General features: G+C 66.4%; 19 protein-coding genes and 1 riboswitch. Of the genes, 16 read left to right on the plus strand and 3 right to left on the minus strand.

What is annotated here, in order from left to right:
• Positions 1-60: 60 nt before the first annotated feature.
• Positions 61-255, plus strand: a riboswitch (cobalamin riboswitch).
• A 110-nt stretch (positions 256-365) separates the two neighbouring features.
• The 16 genes from EL388_RS03220 to EL388_RS03295 all read left to right on the plus strand — a co-directional run bounded on the left by EL388_RS03220 (position 366) and on the right by EL388_RS03295 (position 15,513).
• Positions 366-2,255: a TonB-dependent receptor domain-containing protein gene (locus tag EL388_RS03220; RefSeq protein WP_126459504.1), complete on the plus strand. Its 1,890-nt coding sequence runs from the start codon at positions 366-368 to the stop codon at positions 2,253-2,255.
• Between the two features lie 27 nt (positions 2,256-2,282).
• Positions 2,283-2,858, plus strand: coding sequence for a hypothetical protein (locus EL388_RS03225; protein ID WP_126459507.1), 576 nt, complete (start codon positions 2,283-2,285; stop codon positions 2,856-2,858).
• 18 nt (positions 2,859-2,876) lie between these two features.
• Entirely contained in the window at positions 2,877-3,482 is a 606-nt protein-coding gene (gene cobO, locus EL388_RS03230; RefSeq protein WP_126459510.1) for a cob(I)yrinic acid a,c-diamide adenosyltransferase, read from the plus strand.
• Complete coding sequence (gene cbiB / locus EL388_RS03235) at positions 3,479-4,381, plus strand: adenosylcobinamide-phosphate synthase CbiB (RefSeq protein WP_126459514.1); 903 nt, start codon at positions 3,479-3,481, stop codon at positions 4,379-4,381. Before cobO ends, cbiB begins: the two co-directional genes overlap by 4 nt.
• On the plus strand, positions 4,374-5,357 hold the full coding sequence (cobD, locus tag EL388_RS14025; protein ID WP_126459517.1) for a threonine-phosphate decarboxylase CobD: 984 nt from the start codon (positions 4,374-4,376) through the stop codon (positions 5,355-5,357). The genes cbiB and cobD overlap by 8 nt, the downstream gene beginning before the upstream one ends.
• A 14-nt stretch (positions 5,358-5,371) precedes the next feature.
• A complete protein-coding gene (locus EL388_RS03245) occupies positions 5,372-6,844 on the plus strand; it encodes a cobyric acid synthase (RefSeq protein ID WP_126463986.1) in 1,473 nt (490 codons plus the stop codon).
• Positions 6,835-7,377, plus strand: coding sequence for a bifunctional adenosylcobinamide kinase/adenosylcobinamide-phosphate guanylyltransferase (cobU, locus tag EL388_RS03250; RefSeq protein ID WP_126459520.1), 543 nt, complete (start codon positions 6,835-6,837; stop codon positions 7,375-7,377). Before EL388_RS03245 ends, cobU begins: the two co-directional genes overlap by 10 nt.
• On the plus strand, positions 7,358-8,428 hold the full coding sequence (gene cobT, locus EL388_RS03255; RefSeq protein WP_126459523.1) for a nicotinate-nucleotide--dimethylbenzimidazole phosphoribosyltransferase: 1,071 nt from the start codon (positions 7,358-7,360) through the stop codon (positions 8,426-8,428). Before cobU ends, cobT begins: the two co-directional genes overlap by 20 nt.
• The gene (locus EL388_RS03260; RefSeq protein ID WP_126459526.1) at positions 8,421-9,026 is read left to right on the plus strand and encodes a histidine phosphatase family protein; all 606 of its coding nucleotides are present in this window, start codon (positions 8,421-8,423) and stop codon (positions 9,024-9,026) included. Before cobT ends, EL388_RS03260 begins: the two co-directional genes overlap by 8 nt.
• Positions 9,008-9,736 (plus strand): adenosylcobinamide-GDP ribazoletransferase, encoded by a 729-nt coding sequence (gene cobS / locus EL388_RS03265; RefSeq protein ID WP_126459529.1) that lies wholly within the window; start codon positions 9,008-9,010, stop codon positions 9,734-9,736. Before EL388_RS03260 ends, cobS begins: the two co-directional genes overlap by 19 nt.
• Before the next feature lie 20 nt (positions 9,737-9,756).
• Positions 9,757-10,521: a 3-deoxy-manno-octulosonate cytidylyltransferase gene (gene kdsB, locus EL388_RS03270; protein ID WP_126459531.1), complete on the plus strand. Its 765-nt coding sequence runs from the start codon at positions 9,757-9,759 to the stop codon at positions 10,519-10,521.
• Positions 10,522-10,653: 132 nt separating this feature from the next.
• A complete protein-coding gene (gene adk / locus EL388_RS03275) occupies positions 10,654-11,319 on the plus strand; it encodes an adenylate kinase (protein ID WP_126459534.1) in 666 nt (221 codons plus the stop codon).
• The gene (locus EL388_RS03280; protein ID WP_126459537.1) at positions 11,316-11,669 is read left to right on the plus strand and encodes a hypothetical protein; all 354 of its coding nucleotides are present in this window, start codon (positions 11,316-11,318) and stop codon (positions 11,667-11,669) included. The genes adk and EL388_RS03280 overlap by 4 nt, the downstream gene beginning before the upstream one ends.
• Before the next feature lie 77 nt (positions 11,670-11,746).
• Positions 11,747-13,000: a 6-phosphofructokinase gene (locus EL388_RS03285; RefSeq protein ID WP_126459540.1), complete on the plus strand. Its 1,254-nt coding sequence runs from the start codon at positions 11,747-11,749 to the stop codon at positions 12,998-13,000.
• 64 nt (positions 13,001-13,064) lie between these two features.
• Positions 13,065-13,280, plus strand: a complete 216-nt coding sequence (locus EL388_RS03290) for a hypothetical protein (protein ID WP_126459543.1) — start codon at positions 13,065-13,067, stop codon at positions 13,278-13,280.
• Positions 13,281-13,470: 190 nt separating this feature from the next.
• Positions 13,471-15,513 (plus strand): sodium-translocating pyrophosphatase, encoded by a 2,043-nt coding sequence (locus tag EL388_RS03295; RefSeq protein WP_126459546.1) that lies wholly within the window; start codon positions 13,471-13,473, stop codon positions 15,511-15,513.
• A 68-nt stretch (positions 15,514-15,581) separates the two neighbouring features.
• On the opposite strand, the gene EL388_RS03300 is transcribed toward EL388_RS03295, so the two are convergent.
• The 3 genes from EL388_RS03300 to EL388_RS03310 all read right to left on the minus strand — a co-directional run bounded on the left by EL388_RS03300 (position 15,582) and on the right by EL388_RS03310 (position 18,977).
• Positions 15,582-15,869, minus strand: a complete 288-nt coding sequence (locus EL388_RS03300; protein WP_126459549.1) for a hypothetical protein — start codon at positions 15,867-15,869, stop codon at positions 15,582-15,584.
• Between the two features lie 173 nt (positions 15,870-16,042).
• Positions 16,043-18,163: a nitric oxide reductase activation protein NorD gene (locus EL388_RS03305; RefSeq protein ID WP_126459551.1), complete on the minus strand. Its 2,121-nt coding sequence runs from the start codon at positions 18,161-18,163 to the stop codon at positions 16,043-16,045.
• 1 nt (position 18,164) lies between these two features.
• Positions 18,165-18,977 (minus strand): CbbQ/NirQ/NorQ/GpvN family protein, encoded by an 813-nt coding sequence (locus tag EL388_RS03310; protein ID WP_126459554.1) that lies wholly within the window; start codon positions 18,975-18,977, stop codon positions 18,165-18,167.
• Positions 18,978-19,025 lie beyond the last annotated feature (48 nt).

Raw genomic sequence — 19,025 nt, forward strand, 5'->3', positions numbered from 1 at the left:
ATTCTTGATGTGAATCAAGCGGCCGGGCTGTTCGATTTCCCGTTCCAGGCCATCTCCGTTAAAATTCCCCCCGCTTCAGGTGTCCGCAATCGAGAGATTGCGGGTGAAACTGGGAAACAGGTGCGATGCCTGTGCTGCCCCCGCAACGGTAAGCGAGTGTGGGTGGGTCCTGAATGCCACTGGGCAAGATTGCCCGGGAAGGCGACCCGCCATGTTCTTGCAAGCCCGGAGACCGGCCTGAGGTGAGCTGCGGACTACGGGGATGTGGTCGGCGACGCCGCCTCGCGCGTTTCTCTTCAGCCCTTCCCCTGCCCGCGTTACCACAACCCAACCCCGCGGGCGGCGGGGAAAACGAAGGGCTTCACATGAAACAAAAACTCATCGCCTTGGCCGTGCTCGGCTTGCCGGCTGTCGGCCATGCCGCGGATAACGAACGCGAACTCGATACCATCATCGTCACCGCCACGCGCACGGCGCAAACAGCGGATGAATCCCTGCAGTCGGTCACGGTCATCACCCGCAAGGAGATTGAGCAGAGCCAGGCGCGCGACCTGATGGGCCTGCTGGGTGAACAGGCCGGGATCAACGTCGCCCGCACCGGTGGCGAAGGCAAGGGCACGAGTGTCTATCTGCGCGGCACCTATGCCAAGCACGTGCTAGTCTTGGTCGACGGCGTGCGTGCATCCGCTGCGACTACCGGCGAATACGACTGGAATGCCCTGTCGCCCGACCAGATCGAGCGCATCGAGATCGTGCGCGGGCCGAGGGCGAGCCTGTACGGCTCGGATGCGATCGGCGGTGTCATCCAGATCTTCACCCGCCGGGCCATGCGACCAAGTCTGTCCGCCACCGTCGGCAGCCGCGGCACTCGCAGCGTCAATGCTGCGATTGGCGGCGGCGAGGCCTGGCATTACAGCCTGGAGGCGGGTCGGGAGGTGACCGATGGCGTCCCGACCTATTCGAATGGCACCAAAGCCTATGGCTTCGACCGCAGCCACCTCAACTTCGGCATCGACGGCAATGCCAGTCAGTCGCTGGCGCTGGCCTTCAGGCTGGCCCAATCCTGGGGGCGCAGCGATCTCGATCCCAGCACGGGCGACAGCGATTACAAGAATCGAACCGCCAGCCTCAAGCTGGCCCAGCAAGTGAACGATGACTGGCAGCAGACCCTGACGCTTGGCAACACGCTCGATCAATACACCTCACACAGTCCATACCTGCCGGCAACCATCGAGACCCTGCGCCGGAGCCTGTCCTGGCAGCATGACGTGTCGCTGGCCGGCGGACTGTTCTCCACCGGGCTCGATCATTGGAATGATGCGGTGAGCAAGGATCGCAGCGGCACCATCGACAAGCGCATTGAGAACACCGGCGTGTTCGCCCAATACCAGTTCTCGGCCTTGGCTTCCGATTGGCAGCTTGGCGCCCGGCGCGACCACCACGATGTCTTCGGTGGCCACAACACCTGGAACCTGGGCTGGGGGCGCGACCTGGGCGGTGGCATCCGGCTCACGGCAGGCTACGGCACGGCTTTCAAGGCGCCGAGCGTGAATGATTTCTTCTGGCCGTACAGCACGAGTCAGGATGCCTACAGCTATGGTGGCGTGTTCTTCAGCGATACCTATGTCACCCAGGGCAATCCGAATCTGCGGCCGGAAACCTCGCGCAGCGCCGAGATCGGCCTGCGCTATCGGAGCCAGGGCGTGGAGCTGGCGGCCAATGCCTATGAGACGCGCATCCGCAACCTGATCGATTGGGTCTACGACACCATACCGGGCGGCGGCAGCGGTGCCAATGCCGGCGATCCTATCCTGACCACCTACAACTGGTATCCGGACAACATCGGTTCCGCCCGCATCCGTGGTCTCGAGCTGACGGCGCGCCTGACCTGGCTGGCCTGGGACTGGCAGGCGAACTACACCCGCCTGCATGCCGAGAATCAGGAAACCGGATTGCAGCTCGACCGGCGTGCGCCCAGCAGCGTGTCGCTCAAGGCAATGCGCAGCTTCGGTCCGCACCGGCTGCGCCTGGAGGCCGAGGGCTATTCGCAGCGCATGGATTCCAAGGGCGCGCGCACGCTCGACGGCTATGGCCTGCTGCACGCCGGCTACGAATACGCCATGACGAAGGATGCGCTCCTGGGCGTGCGCGTGGAGAACCTGCTCGACCATGAATACGCCTTGGCACGCACCTACTCACGGTACTATGCTGCACCAGGCCGCAGTGTGTTCCTGAACCTGCGCTACCAGTTCTGATTTACTCCACCGTTAGGAGACTTCACCATGCAAGCCATCTCTTCCCGCAACCAACTCTTCATCGGCCTCGGCCTGGCCGCGCTCATGGCCCTGACTCGCAGCCATCACTTCGCTGGCCTGCATCACCTGCCCGAGGCCTCGTGGGCGGTGTTCTTCCTGGCCGGCGTCTATCTCAGCCGTGGCTGGGTATTTCCTGTTCTGTGCCTGGAGGCGGCCGTGGTCGATTACCTCGCCATCGTTTATGGTGGCACCAGTGGTTTTTGCGTGAGCCCGGCCTATGCCATGCTGGTGCCGGCCTACGGCGCGTTGTGGCTGGCCGGCCGCTGGTATGCCCGGCATCACCGCGAGGCGGTCGCGACCCTGATGCCGCTTGCCGGCAGTATGCTGGTCGGCGCCGTGCTGGCCGAGCTGTTCTCCAGCGGCGGTTTCTATCTCTTCTCCGGCTATTTCGCCGCACCCAGCCTGGCCGAGTTCGCCGCGCGGGTGGCGCGCTACTTCCCGGCCTATCTTGGTGCCCTGGCCCTTTATGTCGGTATCGCGGCCCTGGCCCATGGCCTGCTCATCGGGCGAGGCCGGACGATGAGCGGACACACCGCTCAATAAGCCGCGACCAAATAAGCCATGACCGAGGCGGACAAGGCGGAGCGTCATCGCCAGCGCATGCAGCGCAAGAAGGCGGTGGTCGACGCCGGCATCGAGCGCGCCACCGAGGAACGCGGCCTGCTGCTGGTCAATACCGGCAACGGCAAGGGCAAGAGTTCGGCCGCCTTCGGGCTGCTCGCCCGCGCCCTGGGCCATGGCATGAAGGTCGGCGTCGCCCAGTTCATCAAGAGCCGCACCGACACCGGCGAGGAGGCCTTCTTCAGCAAACAGCCGGGGGTCGAGTGGCACGTGCTGGGTGAGGGCTTCACCTGGGAGACTCAGAACCTCGAGCGCGACATCGCCACCGCGCAACAGGGCTGGGCCGTTGCCCGGCGCATGCTGGCCGATGCCAGCCTGGGCCTGGTGGTGCTGGATGAACTCACCTATCTGCTCAAGTATGGCTGGCTCGACACCCAGGCCGTGCTGGCCGACATCGCCGCCCGGCCGCCCATGCAGCACGTGGTGGTCACCGGCCGCGCCGCGCCGCCGGCCCTGATCGAGGCAGCCGACACCGTGACCGAGATGAACGAGATCAAGCATGCCTATCGAGCCGGGGTGAAGGCGCAAAAGGGCATGGACTTGTGAGCCTGGCGCTGTCGGCCGTGGCCGCGGCGGCGCTGGACCGCGTCCTGGGCGAGCCGCGCCGCTGGCATCCCTTGGTCGGCTTCGGTTGCTACGCGGCGCTGGTCGAGCGTGTGTTGTACGGCAACGCTGCTTCGCGTTTGCGTGGCGCCCTCGCTGTGCTGCTGGCCATCCTGCCCTTTGTCCTGCTCGCCTCGGCCACCGCCTGGCTGCCGTATGGTTTCCTGCTCGACGCCCTCGTGCTCTATCTCGCCTTGGGCTGGCGCAGTCTCGACGAGCATGCCCGCGCGGTGAGCGCCGCGCTGGCCAGTGGTGACATTTCAGAGGCGCGTCGCCGCGTCGGCTTCATGGTCAGCCGCGACACCGTCGACATGACGCCGAGCGAGGCAAGCAAGGCCACGGTCGAGTCGGTGCTGGAGAACGGCAACGATGCCGTGTTCGGCGCCCTGTTCTGGTTCGTGCTGGCCGGCGCACCAGGGGCGGTGGCCTACCGCCTGGCCAATACCCTGGACGCCATGTGGGGCTACAAGAATGCGCGCTACCGGCAGTTCGGCTGGGCCGCGGCGCGGCTGGACGACCTGCTCAATTTCATCCCGGCCCGCCTGACCGCGCTGAGCTACGCCTTGTTCGGTCGTACCGCCCAGGCCCTGGCCTGCTGGCGTCGGCAGGCGCCGGCCTGGGAGAGCCCGAACGCCGGCCCGGTGATGGCGGCCGGCGCCGGCGCACTCGATCTCGCCCTCGGCGGCAGTGCCTGTTACGAGGGCGTGCGCCATCAACGGCCCCTGCTCGGCAGCGGCAGCGCGGCGACGCCAAGGGATATCACACGCGCCCTGAATCTGGTGCGCAACAGCCTGTTCCTGTGGCTGGCCATCATCGTGGCGTGGGAGGCGCTGCATGCTTGAGCACGGCGGCCGCCTGCAGCGCGCGGCGCAGCAATATGGCATCCCGCTCGGCGACTGGCTCGACCTGTCCACCGGTATCAACCCGCAGGCCTGGCCGGTGCCGCCAATTCCGGATTCGGTCTGGTCGCGCCTGCCCGAAGAGGAAGACGGCCTGACCCAGGCGGCTTGCGATTACTACGGTTCTGCCCACGTCCTGCCCGTCGCCGGCTCGCAGGCGGCGATCCAGGCCTTGCCCCATCTGCGGCCGCGCGGCCGGGTCGGCGTCATCAGCCCCGGTTATGCCGAGCATGCCCACGCCTGGCGGGTTGCCGGCCACAACGTGATGCCGCTGCCGCATGAATCGCCCGGCCGCGCGATCGGCGCTTGCGACGTCGTGGTCCTGATCCAGCCCAACAACCCCACCGGCACACGCTTGCCGAAAGAGGCCCTGCTGGCCTGGCATGCCGAGCTGTCGGCGCGCGGCGGCTGGCTGGTGGTGGACGAGGCCTTCATGGATGCCACGCCCGAGGCCAGCCTCGCCGCATTCACCGACCGGCCCGGCCTGATCGTGCTGCGCAGCCTGGGCAAGTTCTTCGGCCTGGCCGGTGCCCGCGTCGGCTTCGTGCTGGCGCGGCCCGATCTTTTGCAGCGCCTGGCCGAGCGCCTGGGGCCTTGGCCGGTGGCCAATGCCTCCCGTTACATCGCCCGGCAGGCCCTGCGCGACACGGCCTGGCAGCAGGCCACGCGCCCGCGCCTGCAGGCGGCAAGCCGGCGTCTGGCCGAGCTTCTGCGCGAAAACGGGCTGGCAGCGGAAGGCGGTTGCGCCCTGTTCCAATGGCTGCGCACCGAGTCTGCGCACGATATTCACAAACGGCTAGCGCGGCGCGGCATCCTCACCCGCTGCTTCGAGGAGCCGGCCAGCCTGCGTTTCGGCCTGCCCGGCAGCGAGGCCGAGTGGGCGCGTCTGGCATCGGCCTTGTCGGAGCTGAAAGCGTGAAGGCCGCCACGCTGATGGTGCAGGGCACCACTTCGGATGCCGGCAAGAGCCTGCTGGTCACCGCCCTGTGCCGCTGGCTGGCGCGCCAGGGCGTGCAGGTGGCGCCGTTCAAGCCGCAGAACATGGCGCTCAACAGCGCGGTGACCGAAGACGGCGGCGAGATCGGCCGCGCCCAGGCGGTGCAGGCCCAGGCCTGCCGATTGGCGCCGCACACCGACATGAACCCGGTGCTGCTCAAGCCCAACACCGATGTCGGGGCCCAGGTCATCGTCCACGGCCGCGCCGTCGGCAATATGGATGCCCAGGACTATCACGCCTACAAACGGCGGGCGCGGGCGGCGGTGCTGCAATCGTATGCGCGCCTGGCCGCGCAATATGAGGCGGTGGTGGTCGAGGGGGCGGGCTCGCCGGCCGAGATCAATCTGCGCGCGGGCGACATCGCCAACATGGGCTTCGCCGAGGCGGTGGACTGTCCGGTGATCCTGATCGCCGACATCGAGCGCGGCGGGGTGTTCGCCCATCTGGTCGGCACCCTGGCCTTGCTGTCCGAAAGCGAGCGGGCGCGCGTCGCCGGTTTCGTCATCAACCGCTTCCGCGGCGACATCGCCCTGCTGCAGCCCGGCCTCGACTGGCTGGAGCGCGAGACCGGCAAGCCGGTGCTCGGCGTGCTGCCCTATCTTGCCGGTCTGCACCTGGAGGCGGAGGATGCCTTGCCGCCTTCCCCCTTCGGGGCAGGCGATGGGGGAGTGGGGAAAATTCGCGTCATCGTGCCGGCCCTGCCGCGCATCAGCAACCACACCGACTTCGATCCCCTGCGCCTGCATCCGCAGGTCGACCTGCGCTTCGTCGGCCCGGGCGAAACCTTGCCACCAGCCGATCTCATCATCCTGCCCGGTTCCAAATCGGTGCGCGCCGATCTCGCCTGGCTGCGCGCCCAGGGCTGGGAGGCCGCCATCGCCCGCCATCTGCGCTATGGCGGCAAGCTCATCGGCCTCTGCGGCGGCTATCAGATGCTGGGCGAGGCCATCCACGATCCGCACGGCATCGAGGGCGAGCCCGGCAGCAGCGCGGGCCTGGGTTATCTGGCCATGCAGACGGTGCTGGCGCCGGAGAAGCAATTGCGCAATGTGTGCGGTCGGCTGGTGCTCAACGGTGCCGAGGTTCGGGGCTATGAAATCCACGCCGGCGTCAGCCGCGGACCGGCCCTGGCGCGACCGGCATTGATGCTCGACCACGGCCCGGACGGCGCGATCGGCGATGACGGCCAGGTGCTCGGCACCTATCTGCATGGCCTGTTCGAATCGTCCGCCGCTTGCGCGGCGCTGCTCGCCTGGTCGGGCCTGCGCGAGGTGCTCCCCCCCGATTACCAGGCCTTGCGCGAGCAGGCGATCGACCGCCTGGCCGATTGCGTGGCCGAGCATCTGGATACCCGGCGCCTGGCTGGTCTGCTCGGCCTTGCCGGGAAGGAGAGCCGCGCATGGGCCTGACCCTGATCCTCGGCGGTGCCCGCTCCGGCAAGAGCGGCCATGCCCAGCGGCTGGCGCAGTCCTTCAATCTGCCGGTGACCGTGATCGCCACCGCCGAGGCGCGCGATGCGGAAATGCTCGATCGCATCCGGCGTCACCGGGCGGAGCGGCCGGCCGCCTGGCGGACGGTGGAGGCGCCGCGCCAGCTGGCTGAGGCCTTGGCGCGCGAGGCGGGCCCGCGCAAATGCCTGGTGGTCGACTGTCTCACCCTCTGGCTCAACAACTGGCTGGACGAGCTGCACAGCCCGCGCTATCCGGCGGCGAAAGACCAGTTGCTGACGACCCTGCCCAAGCTGCCGGGCGAGATCATCCTGGTGGCCAACGAGGTCGGCCTCGGCATCGTCCCGCTCGGCGAGCTATCCCGCCGCTTCGTCGACGAGGCCGGCTGGCTCAACCAGGCCATCGCCAAACTGGCCGACGACGTCGTCTTCGTCGCCGCCGGCCTGCCCCTCAACCTGAAAGCGACCCCGCGCCATGACCCCTACTCCGAATGAATCCGACTGGTGGCGCCAGCCAGCCAAACCCCTGCACCGACCTGCCGGCGAGGCCGCCGCGCGCCGCCAGGCCCAGCTGACCAAGCCGCCGGGCGCGCTGGGCCGGCTCGAGGCCATCGCCATCCAGCTGGCGAGCATGCAGGGCCGGGAACGCCCCGCGCTGGAGCGCGCGCAGATCACGGTGTTCGCCGGCGATCACGGTGTCATGGCCGAGGGCGTGTCGGCCTTTCCCCAGGCGGTGACCGGCGAGATGGTGAAGAACTTCGCCCGCGGCGGCGCCGCGATCAGCGTGCTGGCGCGCGAGCAGGGGGTGCGGCTGGAGGTGGTCGATCTCGGCACGGTGAACGATCCGGGCCCGCTCGATGGCGTCATTCGGCTGCGGCTGGCGCCGAGTACCGCCAATTTCACCTCTGCGCCGGCCATGACCGAGTCGCAGTTCGAGCAGGCCCTGGCCGCCGGCCGGGCGGCGGTGGCGCGGGCGGCCGGCGCCGGGGCGCAGCTATTCATCGCCGGCGAGATGGGTATCGGCAACACCACCGCGGCGGCGGCGCTGGCCTGCGGTCTGATCGGCCTGCCGGCGCAGTTGATGGCCGGGCCGGGCACCGGCCTCGACGCCGAAGGCGTGGCGCGCAAGGCGGCGGTGATCGACCGTGCCCTGGCATGCCATGCCGGGCAGCTGGCCGAGCCGGCCGAGGCCCTGCGCCGGCTGGGCGGCTTCGAGCTGGCGGCGATCGCCGGCGCCTGCATCGCCTGCGCGCAAAAGGGGCTGCCCATGCTGGTCGACGGCTTCATCGTCACTGCCGCGGCACTGGCCGCGGTGCGCATGCAGCCGACGGTGCGCGACTGGCTGCTGTTCGCCCACGCCTCGGCCGAGCCGGGCCATGGGCACCTGCTGCAGATGCTGGGTGCCCAGCCACTGATCGATCTCAATCTGCGCCTGGGCGAGGGCAGCGGCGCCGCCGTGGCCCTGCCCCTCCTGCGCCTGGCCTGCGCCCTGCACAATGGCATGGCCACCTTCGCCGAGGCCGGCGTGAGCGAGAAGCATGGCTGAGCCGGTCAGGGTCACGGTCTTGCGCCACGGCGAGGTGGCCGGGCCGGCCCATGTCTTTCGCGGCCGCAGCGATCCGCCGCTGACCGCGCGCGGCAGCGAGCAGATGCGTGCTGCGTTGGCCGATAGGCGCTTCGATGCCGTGGCCACCTCGCCGCTGTTGCGTTGCCGGGCCTTTGCCGAAGCGTTCGCCGCCGAGCAGGGCATCGCCTGCCGTGTCCTGGCCGACATGCGCGAACTGGATTTCGGCGACTGGGAGGGCCTGAGCGGCGCCGAGGTGGCCGAGCGCGACCCCGCGGCCTATCAGCGCTTTCGCAGCCGCTGTGACGACTGTGCCGCCTCCGGCGGCGAGCGCATCGGCGACTTCCGCCGGCGTGTGCTGGCGGCATGGCAGGACTGGCTGGCCGATGCCGCCGGCGGTCAGCGCCTGCTCATCACCCATGCCGGCGTCATGCGCATCCTGTTGCAGCAGGTGCTTAAGCTGCCGGCATCCGGCCTCTATCGCATCGCCCTGCCCGAGGCGGCGCAGTTCCAGGTGTCGCTCCTGGCCGGCGAGGCCCCGATTTTGTTGAGCCTGAACCCATGCGCGGATTTTTCCTAGCCCTGCAATTCCTCACCCGGCTGCCGACGCCGGCGGTGCGCGGCTTCCAGGCCGAGGACCTGGCCCGTTCCGCCGCCTGGTTTCCTGCCGTCGGCCTGCTGCTGGGTGCCTTGCTCGCCCTGGTCGGCTTTGCCGTGCAAGGCTTCGACCCCTGGCTGGCGGCGCTGCTCACGCTGATTGCCTGGGTCTGGCTGACCGGCGGCCTGCATCTCGATGGCCTGGCCGACACCTTCGATGCCCTGGGCGCGGCCCATCGCGACCGCGAGCGTTTTCTTCAGGTCCTGAGCGACCCGCATGTCGGCAGCTTCGGCGTCATCGCCCTGGTACTGCAGCTCATGGCCAAACTGGTGCTGCTCGGTCTGGCGTTCAGTCACGGCATCTCGCCTTGGGCGTTGCTGCTGATCCCGGCCTGGGCCCGCTTAGGTGCCCTGTGGTGGTCGCAGTCGCTGCCGCCGCTCAAGCCGGGCCTGGGTGAGCGTTTCACATGGCGGGCGGGGCGTGGGCTGCCGCTGCTCTGGCTGGGTATTCTGTTTGCGCTAAGCCTGCCTTTCGCCGGACTCTGGCTGGCACCCCTGATCTTGGTGTTTTGGCGCCACTTTCTGGGGGCCAAGATCGGCGGCATGACGGGCGACTGTCTCGGGGCCGGCGTCGAGGTGAGCGAGGGCCTGATGTTGCTGGCGGTTGTCCTGGGCAGGATGCTTCCGCTATAAGGGCGTTCGAGGAGAAAAACATGTCCGAGTTCTACGCCGTCGTCCCGGCCCGTTATGCCTCCACCCGCCTGCCGGGCAAGCCGCTGCTCGACATCGCCGGCCGGCCCATGGTGGTCTGGGTGGCCGAGCGGGCGCGCGCCAGCGGCGCCAGGGAGGTTTGGGTGGCGACCGACCACGACGAGGTCGCCCATGTGGTCAAGCAGCACGGCTTCGAGGTGTGCATGACATCAATCGACTGCGCTTCGGGCACCGACCGCCTGGCCGAGGTGGCGGCGCAGCTCAAGTGGCCGGATGATGCCGTGGTGGTCAATGTCCAGGGTGACGAGCCGCTGATCGAGCCGGAACTGATCCGCGCCACCGCCCAGACCCTGGCCGGGCACCCCGATGCCGCCATCGCCACCGTCTGCCATCCCCTGCACGACATCGAGCAGGTGCTGAGCCCCAACGTAGTCAAGGTGGTGTTGGACAAGGCCGGCTATGCCCTCTATTTCAGCCGGGCGCCCATCCCCTATGCCCGCGACGCCTGGGCCCGGGGCCGGGAACTGCCGGGCGCCCTGCCGGTGATGCGTCATGTCGGGCTCTATGCCTACCGGGTCGGCTTTCTCCACGCCTACCCCAGGCTGGAGCGGCCCGCGGTCGAGGCCTTCGAATCGCTCGAACAGCTGCGCGCCATGTGGCACGGCTACAAGATCGCCGTGTTGACCACCGACCAGCCCTCGTCGCCGGGGGTGGATACGGCGGAGGACCTGGAGAAGGTGAGGCGGATCATGGCCGGCCAAGGCTGAGGCAGTAATAACCTCGGCTTATAAGACAATCGAAAAAATTGACTGTCCATGCCTTGGCAGGTTGAATACCCTCTTTCGGATTGAGCCATCCGGTTATTTGTTCGATTCAACCCGTTGTCATTGGAGATCCACATGCGACTGATTCTTCTGGGCGGCCCCGGCGCCGGTAAAGGTACTCAGGCAAACTTCATCAAGGAGAAATATGGCATTCCGCAAATCTCCACCGGCGACATGCTGCGCGCCCACGTCAAGGCCGGCACCGAGCTGGGCGTCAAGGCCAAGGCGATCATGGATGCCGGCGGTCTGGTCTCCGACGACATCATCATCGGCATGGTGAAAGAGCGCCTGAAGGAAGACGACTGCAAAAAGGGCTACCTGTTCGACGGTTTCCCCCGCACTATCCCCCAGGCCGAGGCGATGAAGGCTGCCGGCGTGCCGATCGACGCCGTGGTCGAGATCGACGTGCCGGACGAGGAGATCATCAAGCGCATGTCCGGTCGCCGCGTGCACGTGGCCTCCGGCCGTACCTACCACGTGGTGTTCAATCCGCCCAAGGTCGCGGGCAAGGACGATGTCACCGGCGAGGACCTGATCCAGCGCGACGACGACAAGGAAGAAACCGTGAAGAAGCGGCTCGACGTCTACCACGCCCAGACCGAGCCGCTGGTGAAGTTCTACGGCGACTGGGCTGCCACTGGCGATGCCAAGGCGCCCAAGTACATCAAGGTCTCCGGCGTCGGCTCGGTCGAGAGCATCACCAACGCTGTCTTTGCCGGCCTGGATTCCGTGAAGAAATGAGCGGTATCGCCGGCTTCAGCGATGCCGACCTGCATCTGGTCCAGGCGGCCTTGCGCGAGCGCTTCGGCCGTCAGGTTCAGGTGGAGGAAGTGGAGACCGAAATCCGCCTGCACCCGGCCGACCGCGAGCTGACGGTCTGCCCCGCGCTGTACTGGAAGGAAGACGACTGCAACTTCGTCGTGTCCAAGACCGGCGACAACCAGTTTCGCAGCATGTTCTTCTGGTCGATCAAGGACCGCTTTGCTACCGGCAAGGAGGAGTATGACAACCTCGGCGATTGCCTGGTGACCACCTTGAAGATGCAGGAAGAGGCGGCGCATCGCCGGGCGGCGGAGACCGCGGGCGGTTGACAGATCGTAAGACGCGAACCTGGGTGTTCGCGTTTTTTTTTGCCCTGAATTATTGAACGATGTGTGAGGAGTAGAACATGGCGAAGAAAAACGCCTTCTATGCCCAGTCGGGCGGTGTGACTGCAGTGATCAACGCGTCGGCCTGCGGCGTCATCGAGACTGCGCGCAAGCACAAGGACAAGATCGGCAAGGTCTATGCCGGCCGCAACGGCATCATCGGCGCCTTGACCGAGGACCTGATCGACACCACCAAGGAATCCGCCGCCGCTATCGCCGCCCTGCGCACCACGCCGTCCGGCGGTTTCGGTTCCTGCCGGTTCAAGCTGAAATCGCTGGAGCAGAACAAGCGCGAATACGAGCGCCTGATCGAGGTGTTCAAGGCCCACAACATCGGTTATTTCTTCTACAACGGCGGCGGCGACTCGGCCGACACCTGCTACAAGGTCAGCCAGCTGTCCGAGAAGATGGGCTATCCGGTGCAGGCCATCCACGTGCCCAAGACCGTGGACAACGACCTGCCGATCACCGACTGCTGCCCCGGCTTCGGCTCGGTCGCCAAGTACATCGCCGTTTCCGCCCTGGAGGCCTCGTTCGACGTGCGCTCCATGGCCAAGACCTCGACCAAGGTCTTCGTGCTCGAGGTGATGGGCCGGCACGCCGGCTGGATCGCCGCCGCCGGCGGCCTGATCGAGGACCAGGGCATCCCCGTGGTCATTCTGTTCCCGGAGATCGAGTTCGATCAGCAGAAATTCCTGGCCAAGGTCGATGCCAACGTCAAGCAATACGGTTACTGCACCGTGATCGTGTCCGAGGGCTGCCATTACCCGGATGGCCGTTTCCTGGCCGAGCAGGGCACGCGCGATGCCTTCGGCCATGCCCAGCTGGGCGGCGCCGCCCCGGTGGTGGCCAACATGATCAAGGATGCCCTGGGCCACAAGTTCCACTGGGCCGTGGCCGACTATCTGCAGCGCGCCGCGCGCCACATCGCCTCGAAGACCGACGTCAAGCAGGCCTACGAACTGGGCAAGAAGGCGGTCGAGCTGGCGCTCAAGGGCCACAACTCGGTGATGCCCACGGTCGACCGCATCTCCGACGCGCCCTACAAGTACAAGATCGGCATGGCGCCGCTGTCCAAGGTGGCCAACGTCGAGAAGTTCATGCCGCGCGACTTCATCACCAAGGACGGCTTCGGCATCACGGCCAAGTGCAAGCGCTACCTGACGCCGTTGATCCAGGGCGAGGACTATCCCAAGTACAAGGATGGCCTGCCCCAGTACGTGACCTTGAAGAACGTGGCGGTGGCGAAGAAGCTGCCGGAGTTCAAGCTTTAAGGAAAGCCGGCAGGCGAAAGTCATCAGGCATGATTGCTGCCAACCGCCCGCTGCCAACTTGAAAATGACCCTGGATCGCGCCCGACAGCTTCTGAAGGTGCAGGCCGACTTCGGCGGTTTCTACAACGCCAATTCGGCCAAACTGATCCTGTCCGAGGTGCAGAAGGAGCATGGTCAGGCCGCGGTCGACGGTCTGATCCTCGAGCTTCATCTCGATACCATTTTCGGCTTCGAGCCGGGCACCCGCTTCGAGGGTGGCCTTGCTATCGGAAAATCTTAGGGCGTAATTGGTATTTTTGATGTGACAAAAAGGATCAGAAAGTCCTAATGTACTAATACGATTCTGCTGACATAATCCGAATGTACCAATTGGGTTGGGCAGAAATTATCTGATTTCAACGTAGCAAGCTGTGACTGGCCTTTGCCATTGGGGCGCTGGCTAGAGACTCGCCAAGAAAGGAGACAAAGCGATGAGTGAAGGTCTAGTGTTCGCCCTCGTGGCGGCAGGATTGGCCCTGGTCTATGGGGTCTTGTCGATCCGATGGATCCTGTCCCTGCCTACCGGCAATGACCGGATGAGGGAAATCTCGGCGGCAGTTCAGGAGGGGGCCCAGGCCTACCTCAAGCGGCAGTACACCACCATCAGCGTTGTCGGCGTGGTGCTGTTCGTGCTCATCGCTGCCTTCCTCTCGATGTCCACCGCCATCGGCTTTGCGCTTGGCGCGGTGCTGTCCGGCGCCGCTGGCTTCATCGGCATGAACGTCTCAGTCCGCGCCAACGTGCGCACCGCCCAGGCGGCCAGCCAGGGCCTGAATGCCGCCCTCAACGTCGCCTTCCGCGGCGGCGCCATCACCGGTCTGCTGGTGGTGGGGCTGGGCTTGCTCGGCGTGGCCGGCTACTACGCCGTGCTCACCGCCGGCGGTGCCAGCACCAACGAGGCGGTCCACGCCCTGGTCGGTCTGGGCTTCGGCGGCTCGCTGATCTCCATCTTCGCCCGTCTTGGCGGCGGCATCTTCACCAAGGGCGCCGACGTCGGTGCCGACCTGGTGGGCAAGGTCGAGGCCGGCATCCCTGAGGACGACCCGCGCAACCCGGCGGTGATCGCCGACAACGTGGGCGACAACGTCGGCGACTGCGCCGGTATGGCCGCCGACCTGTTCGAGACCTACGCCGTGACCATCATCGCCACCATGCTGCTCGGCGGTTTGATGGTGGCGGGCGCGAGCGCGGCCAACGCCGTGATCTACCCGCTGGTGCTCGGTGGCGTGGCCATCGTCGCCTCCATCGTGGGTTCCTACTTCGTCAAGGCGCGTGAAGGCGGCAAGATCATGAACGCCCTCTACCGCGGCCTGATCGTGTCGGGCCTGATCGCAGTCGTCGCCTTTTACCCCATCACCACCTGGATGATGGGCGAGGGCGTGCAGATGGCCGATGGCAGCATGATCTCCTCGATGAACCTGTATCTCGCCGCGATGGTCGGCCTGGTGTTGACGGCGGCCATGGTGGTGATCACCGAGTACTACACCGCCACCGAGTACGCCCCGGTGCGCCACATCGCCCAGGCCTCCACCACTGGTCACGGCACCAACATCATCGCCGGCCTCGGCGTGTCGATGAAGTCCACCGCCGCCCCGGTGCTGGCTGTGTGTCTGGCCATCTGGACGTCCTTCGAGTTGGGCGGTCTGTACGGCATCGCCATCGCCGCCACCTCGATGCTGTCGATGACCGGCATCATCGTGGCGCTCGACGCCTATGGCCCGATCACCGACAACGCCGGCGGCATTGCCGAGATGGCCGAGTTGCCCGACGAGATCCGCAACATCACCGACCCGCTGGACGCCGTGGGCAACACCACCAAGGCCGTGACCAAGGGCTATGCCATCGGCTCCGCCGGCCTGGCCGCCCTGGTGCTTTTCGCCGACTACACCCACGCCCTGGAAGCCAAGCTGGGCATTACCACCGCATTCGACCTGTCCAATCACATGGTCATCATCGGCCTGTTGATCGGCGGTCTGGTGCCCTACCTGTTCGGTGCCATGGGTATGGAGGCGGTCGGTCGCGCGGCGGGTTCCGTGGTGATCGAGGTGCGCCGGCAGTTCAAGGAAATCCCAGGCATCATGGAAGGCACGGCCAAGCCCGACTACTCCAAGGCGGTCGACATGCTGACCAAGGCGGCGATCAAGGAGATGATGATCCCCTCGCTGCTGCCCGTGCTGGTGCCCGTGCTGGTCGGCGTCATCCTCGGCCCGCAGGCCCTGGGCGGCGTGCTGCTCGGCACCATCATCACCGGCATCTTCGTGGCCATCTCCATGACCACCGGTGGCGGTGCCTGGGACAACGCTAAGAAGTACATCGAGGAAGGCAACTACGGCGGCAAGGGTAGCGACACCCACAAGGCCGCGGTCACCGGCGACACCGTCGGCGACCCCTACAAGGACACCGCCGGCCCGGCCGTGAACCCCTTGATCAAGATCATCAACATCGTCGCCTTGTTGATCGTGCCGCTGCTGTAATTCTCGGCGCTAGAAATGCAAACGGCCCGGAGCGATCCGGGCCGTTTTGTTTTGAGTTGCCGTTTTGCTCAGGTTTCCTCGGAAAAATCCTCCGGTTCGTCCTCGAAGAAGCCCACCCGCTGCCAGGAGTTCTCGTTCAACTGCACCTCGTACTTGGCCCAGCGGGCGAATTCGTCCAGGGTACAGACGCCGGTCTTGCGTCGGCAGGTGCCGGCCAGGCCCTTGAAGGAGACGGTCTCCTCGCCGCTCTCCGGATCGAGTGAGAGTTCCAGCACCTGGCGCACGCCCCAAGTGCGGCCGTAGGCGCCGTTGCTGTAATGCTTGCCGGGCAGGATGGCGTCGTGGGCGATGGGCATGGCGGACTTGGGAATTCAAATGCGGTGATTTTAACGGAATGTGGCGGTGGGGCTGGGTTTGGCCCTATGCGGGGTAGGGTTTGGCGCGCTGCGCACGGTTTTTGATTTCTGGATTCCGGGTTTCCCTCACCCTAGCCCTCTCCCAGAGGGAGAGGGGAATAGATGTATGACGGTCAGGTGGTCAGCCGGCGGTAGATGTCGGCGACCTTGATCGGCAGCAGGCGCACCTCGTCGAGGATGATGTAGCGGGCGGCGCCGTACATGTGGGGCAGGTAGTCGCGCGCCTCTTTGTCGATGGTGATGCAGAAGGGGTGGATGCCGCTGCGCCGGGCCTCGATCAGGGCCATGCGGGTGTCTTCGATGCCGTAGGGGCCGCGGTAGCCGTCGAAGTAGTCGTCGGGTTTGCCGTCGGACAGGGTGATCAGCACGCGGGTTTTGGCCGGCACCTCGTTCAAGAGTTTCGACAGGTGGCGGATGGCGAAGCCCATGCGGGTGTAGTCCTGCGCCTCGATGCCGGCGATGCGGGCGCGCACCGCCTCGGAATAGGGCTCGTCGAAGGCCTTGATGCGGAACAGCTCGCAGCGCTTGCGGGTCTGGCCGGAGAAGCCGTAGATGGCATAGCGGTCGCCCAGGCGTTCGAGCGATTCACTCAAGAGAATCAGCGCCTCGCGCTCGGCTTCGTTGATCCAGCCGCGGGTGCTGCCGGACATGTCGACCATGAAGGCGACGGCAATGTTGCGCTCGGCCCGGTGCAGGCGGGTGAACAGGCGGTCGCTCATCTCGCGGCCGTCGGTGGCGTCGGCGATGGCCTCGATCAGGGCGTCGAGGTCGACCTCGTCGCCGTGCACTTGGCGCTTCTCCAGCCGGTCTTCGTCGCGCAGGGCCTCGAAGCTCTTGCGCAGGTTACGCAGCAGGCCAGCGTATTTGTCCAGGGTGGCGCGATGGAAGGCGGGGTCGCCCGGCTTCACCTCCTTCTCGCGCATGACGCACCAGTTCTTGCGGTAGTGCTGGCGCTGGTAGTCCCACTCGGGATAGAACAAGGCGCCTTCCTCGTGATAGGTACCTTGCCAGACGGCATCGGGGTCGGCGGCGCGGTCGGCGAACAGGCTGGGGTCGTAGTCGCCGGGGCCGGCCGGCACCAGGTATTCGTCGGGGATCTCGCCCAGGTCGAGCTGGATGGAAGTGAGCAGGTCCTTCACCTGCTGGGGCGGGGCGACCGGGGCGCCGTCGAGGGTTAGTTCGAAATCGAGGTGCTCATTTTCCTCGCGTGTTTCGACATCGAAGCGCCGTGTTCCCTCACCCCCATCCCCTCTCCCGGGGGGAGAGGGGGGCTCAGCATCCTCGGCCAGCTCGGCCAGTTTTACCCGCAGCAGGGTCTTTTCCTTTTCCATGCGTGCGGCCATGCAAGCGGTGACCGCTTCCGGGCGCAGCTCGCCGCCGAAGCAGAAGTGAGGCAGGTCGTTCAATGCATAGGCCTGGGGCAGCAGGCGCAGGCTGTCTTCCAGCGTGGCCTCGCGAGTCAGCAGCGGCGCGCCGAGTGCCTGCCATTCCGGTGACAGGCCTTCATCCTGCTGGGCTTTGAGTTGCTGCATGACCCGATGCAGGCCGGGCAGTTCGCGCCCGAGGCAGGCCTCGATGCGGATGTTTTCCAGGGCTTGCAGGTGAGCGAGGGCTCGCTCGGGCTCGGCGTAGCCGGCGCAGGCGGCGGCCAGGTCGGCGCGGAAGCTGCCGTAGCGGGTCTGGCCCCAGAGCACGGCGACCGTGGCCTTGGCCAGGCGGAAGTTGTCTTCCAGCGTGGCCATCCGGGCGACGACAGCCGGCAGGAAGATGCGTTCGCTGTCGGTATAGGCGGCATCCCCCCGTTCCAGCTTGAGCCGTCGGCCGGACAGGCCGCGCAGGAAGTTGGCCAGGATCGGGGCGATATCATCGAACAGGGCGCCGGCGGCATGCTCGTGGCGGATCTGCACGAAGTTGTGCACCTCATCGATTACCCGCAGCGCGGCACGCAGGCCTTCGCGGTCGTAGGCATCGCAGGCGTGCACGGCCCAGGCTTCGATCAGACGCCGGTCCATGTGGCTCAGCAGCCCGGGTGCGCGCTGGGCGAACTGGTGAGCGATGGTGAGGTGGGTGCTGGCGATGCGGCGCACCCAGTCGAGCACGAAGCGCAGATCTTCCTGCGGCAGCGTGACCAGTTGCGCTGCGAGTTCATCGGCCCGGATGAAACTGAACTCGACATCGAGGCTGATATTCAGCTCGGCCTCGATCTCCGCGGCGGTCAGCGCGGCTTGCGCCATGTCAGAAGATGGAGGAGGAGAGTTCTTCCACCGCCGCCAGCATGTCGGCGTCGTCGGTGAGGGCTTGGGCCACGGCGGCGCGGCAGGCCGAGACCGGCTCGACCCCGCTGGCGATCAGCTTGCCGGCGTGGACCAGAAGGCGGGTGGAGGCACCTTCCTCCAGGCCGGAGCCCTTGAGGTTGCGGGTGAGCTGGGCGAATTTGACCAGCTTCTCGGCCAGGGCCGGATCGACCTTGGCCTCGTTGGCGATGATCTTGCGCTCCAGTTCGGGCGACGGGTAGTCGAACTCCATGGCGACGAAGCGCTGGCGGGTGGACTGCTTGAGGTCCTTGAGCACGCTCTGGTAGCCCGGGTTGTAGGAGATGGCCAGGCAAAAATCGCTCGACGCCTCGAGCAACTGGCCCAGCTTTTCCATGGGCAGGGCACGTCGGTCGTCGGCCAGGGGGTGGATGACCACCATGGTGTCCTTGCGCGCTTCCACAATTTCATCGAGATAGCAGATGCCGCCCACGCGCACGGCGCGGGTGAGCGGGCCGTCGACCCAGACCGTCTCGCCGCCCTTGACCAGGAACCGGCCGACCAGGTCGGAGGCGGTGAGGTCGTCGTGGCAGGACACCGTGATCAAGGGCCGCTTGAGGCGCCAGGCCATGTATTCCATGAACCGGGTCTTGCCGCAGCCGGTGGGGCCTTTGAGCAACACCGGCAGTCGGTTCTTGTAGGCCGCCTCGAAGATGGCGACCTCGTCGCCCACCGCCTCGTAATAGGGCTGCTCTCGGATGTAGTGTTCTTCCGGGACGAGGCTGTGGGCGTCCATGTCTGAATAGTCGTCAGTTGGTAGTCGGCGGTTTGCAGTCAGGGGCCG

Source organism: Sulfuritortus calidifontis (genome assembly GCF_003967275.1).
GTDB classification, from domain to species: Bacteria; Pseudomonadota; Gammaproteobacteria; order Burkholderiales; family Thiobacillaceae; genus Sulfuritortus; species Sulfuritortus calidifontis.

Bases quoted from the DNA above. Each gene is read 5' to 3' on its own strand.
- EL388_RS03245 (WP_126463986.1), top strand. From the start codon at position 5,372: ATGGTGCAGGGCACCACTTCGGATGCCGGCAAGAGCCTGCTGGTCACC.
- cobS (WP_126459529.1), top strand. From the start codon at position 9,008: ATGCGCGGATTTTTCCTAGCCCTGCAATTCCTCACCCGGCTGCCGACG.
- EL388_RS03225 (WP_126459507.1), top strand. From the start codon at position 2,283: ATGCAAGCCATCTCTTCCCGCAACCAACTCTTCATCGGCCTCGGCCTG.
- kdsB (WP_126459531.1), top strand. From the start codon at position 9,757: ATGTCCGAGTTCTACGCCGTCGTCCCGGCCCGTTATGCCTCCACCCGC.
- cobO (WP_126459510.1), top strand. From the start codon at position 2,877: ATGACCGAGGCGGACAAGGCGGAGCGTCATCGCCAGCGCATGCAGCGC.
- EL388_RS03220 (WP_126459504.1), top strand. From the start codon at position 366: ATGAAACAAAAACTCATCGCCTTGGCCGTGCTCGGCTTGCCGGCTGTC.
- EL388_RS03295 (WP_126459546.1), top strand. From the start codon at position 13,471: ATGAGTGAAGGTCTAGTGTTCGCCCTCGTGGCGGCAGGATTGGCCCTG.
- EL388_RS03285 (WP_126459540.1), top strand. From the start codon at position 11,747: ATGGCGAAGAAAAACGCCTTCTATGCCCAGTCGGGCGGTGTGACTGCA.
- EL388_RS03280 (WP_126459537.1), top strand. From the start codon at position 11,316: ATGAGCGGTATCGCCGGCTTCAGCGATGCCGACCTGCATCTGGTCCAG.
- adk (WP_126459534.1), top strand. From the start codon at position 10,654: ATGCGACTGATTCTTCTGGGCGGCCCCGGCGCCGGTAAAGGTACTCAG.
- EL388_RS03300 (WP_126459549.1), bottom strand. From the start codon at position 15,869: ATGCCCATCGCCCACGACGCCATCCTGCCCGGCAAGCATTACAGCAAC.
- cobU (WP_126459520.1), top strand. From the start codon at position 6,835: ATGGGCCTGACCCTGATCCTCGGCGGTGCCCGCTCCGGCAAGAGCGGC.
- EL388_RS03305 (WP_126459551.1), bottom strand. From the start codon at position 18,163: ATGGCGCAAGCCGCGCTGACCGCCGCGGAGATCGAGGCCGAGCTGAAT.
- EL388_RS03310 (WP_126459554.1), bottom strand. From the start codon at position 18,977: ATGGACGCCCACAGCCTCGTCCCGGAAGAACACTACATCCGAGAGCAG.
- EL388_RS03290 (WP_126459543.1), top strand. From the start codon at position 13,065: ATGACCCTGGATCGCGCCCGACAGCTTCTGAAGGTGCAGGCCGACTTC.
- cobT (WP_126459523.1), top strand. From the start codon at position 7,358: ATGACCCCTACTCCGAATGAATCCGACTGGTGGCGCCAGCCAGCCAAA.
- EL388_RS03260 (WP_126459526.1), top strand. From the start codon at position 8,421: ATGGCTGAGCCGGTCAGGGTCACGGTCTTGCGCCACGGCGAGGTGGCC.
- cobD (WP_126459517.1), top strand. From the start codon at position 4,374: ATGCTTGAGCACGGCGGCCGCCTGCAGCGCGCGGCGCAGCAATATGGC.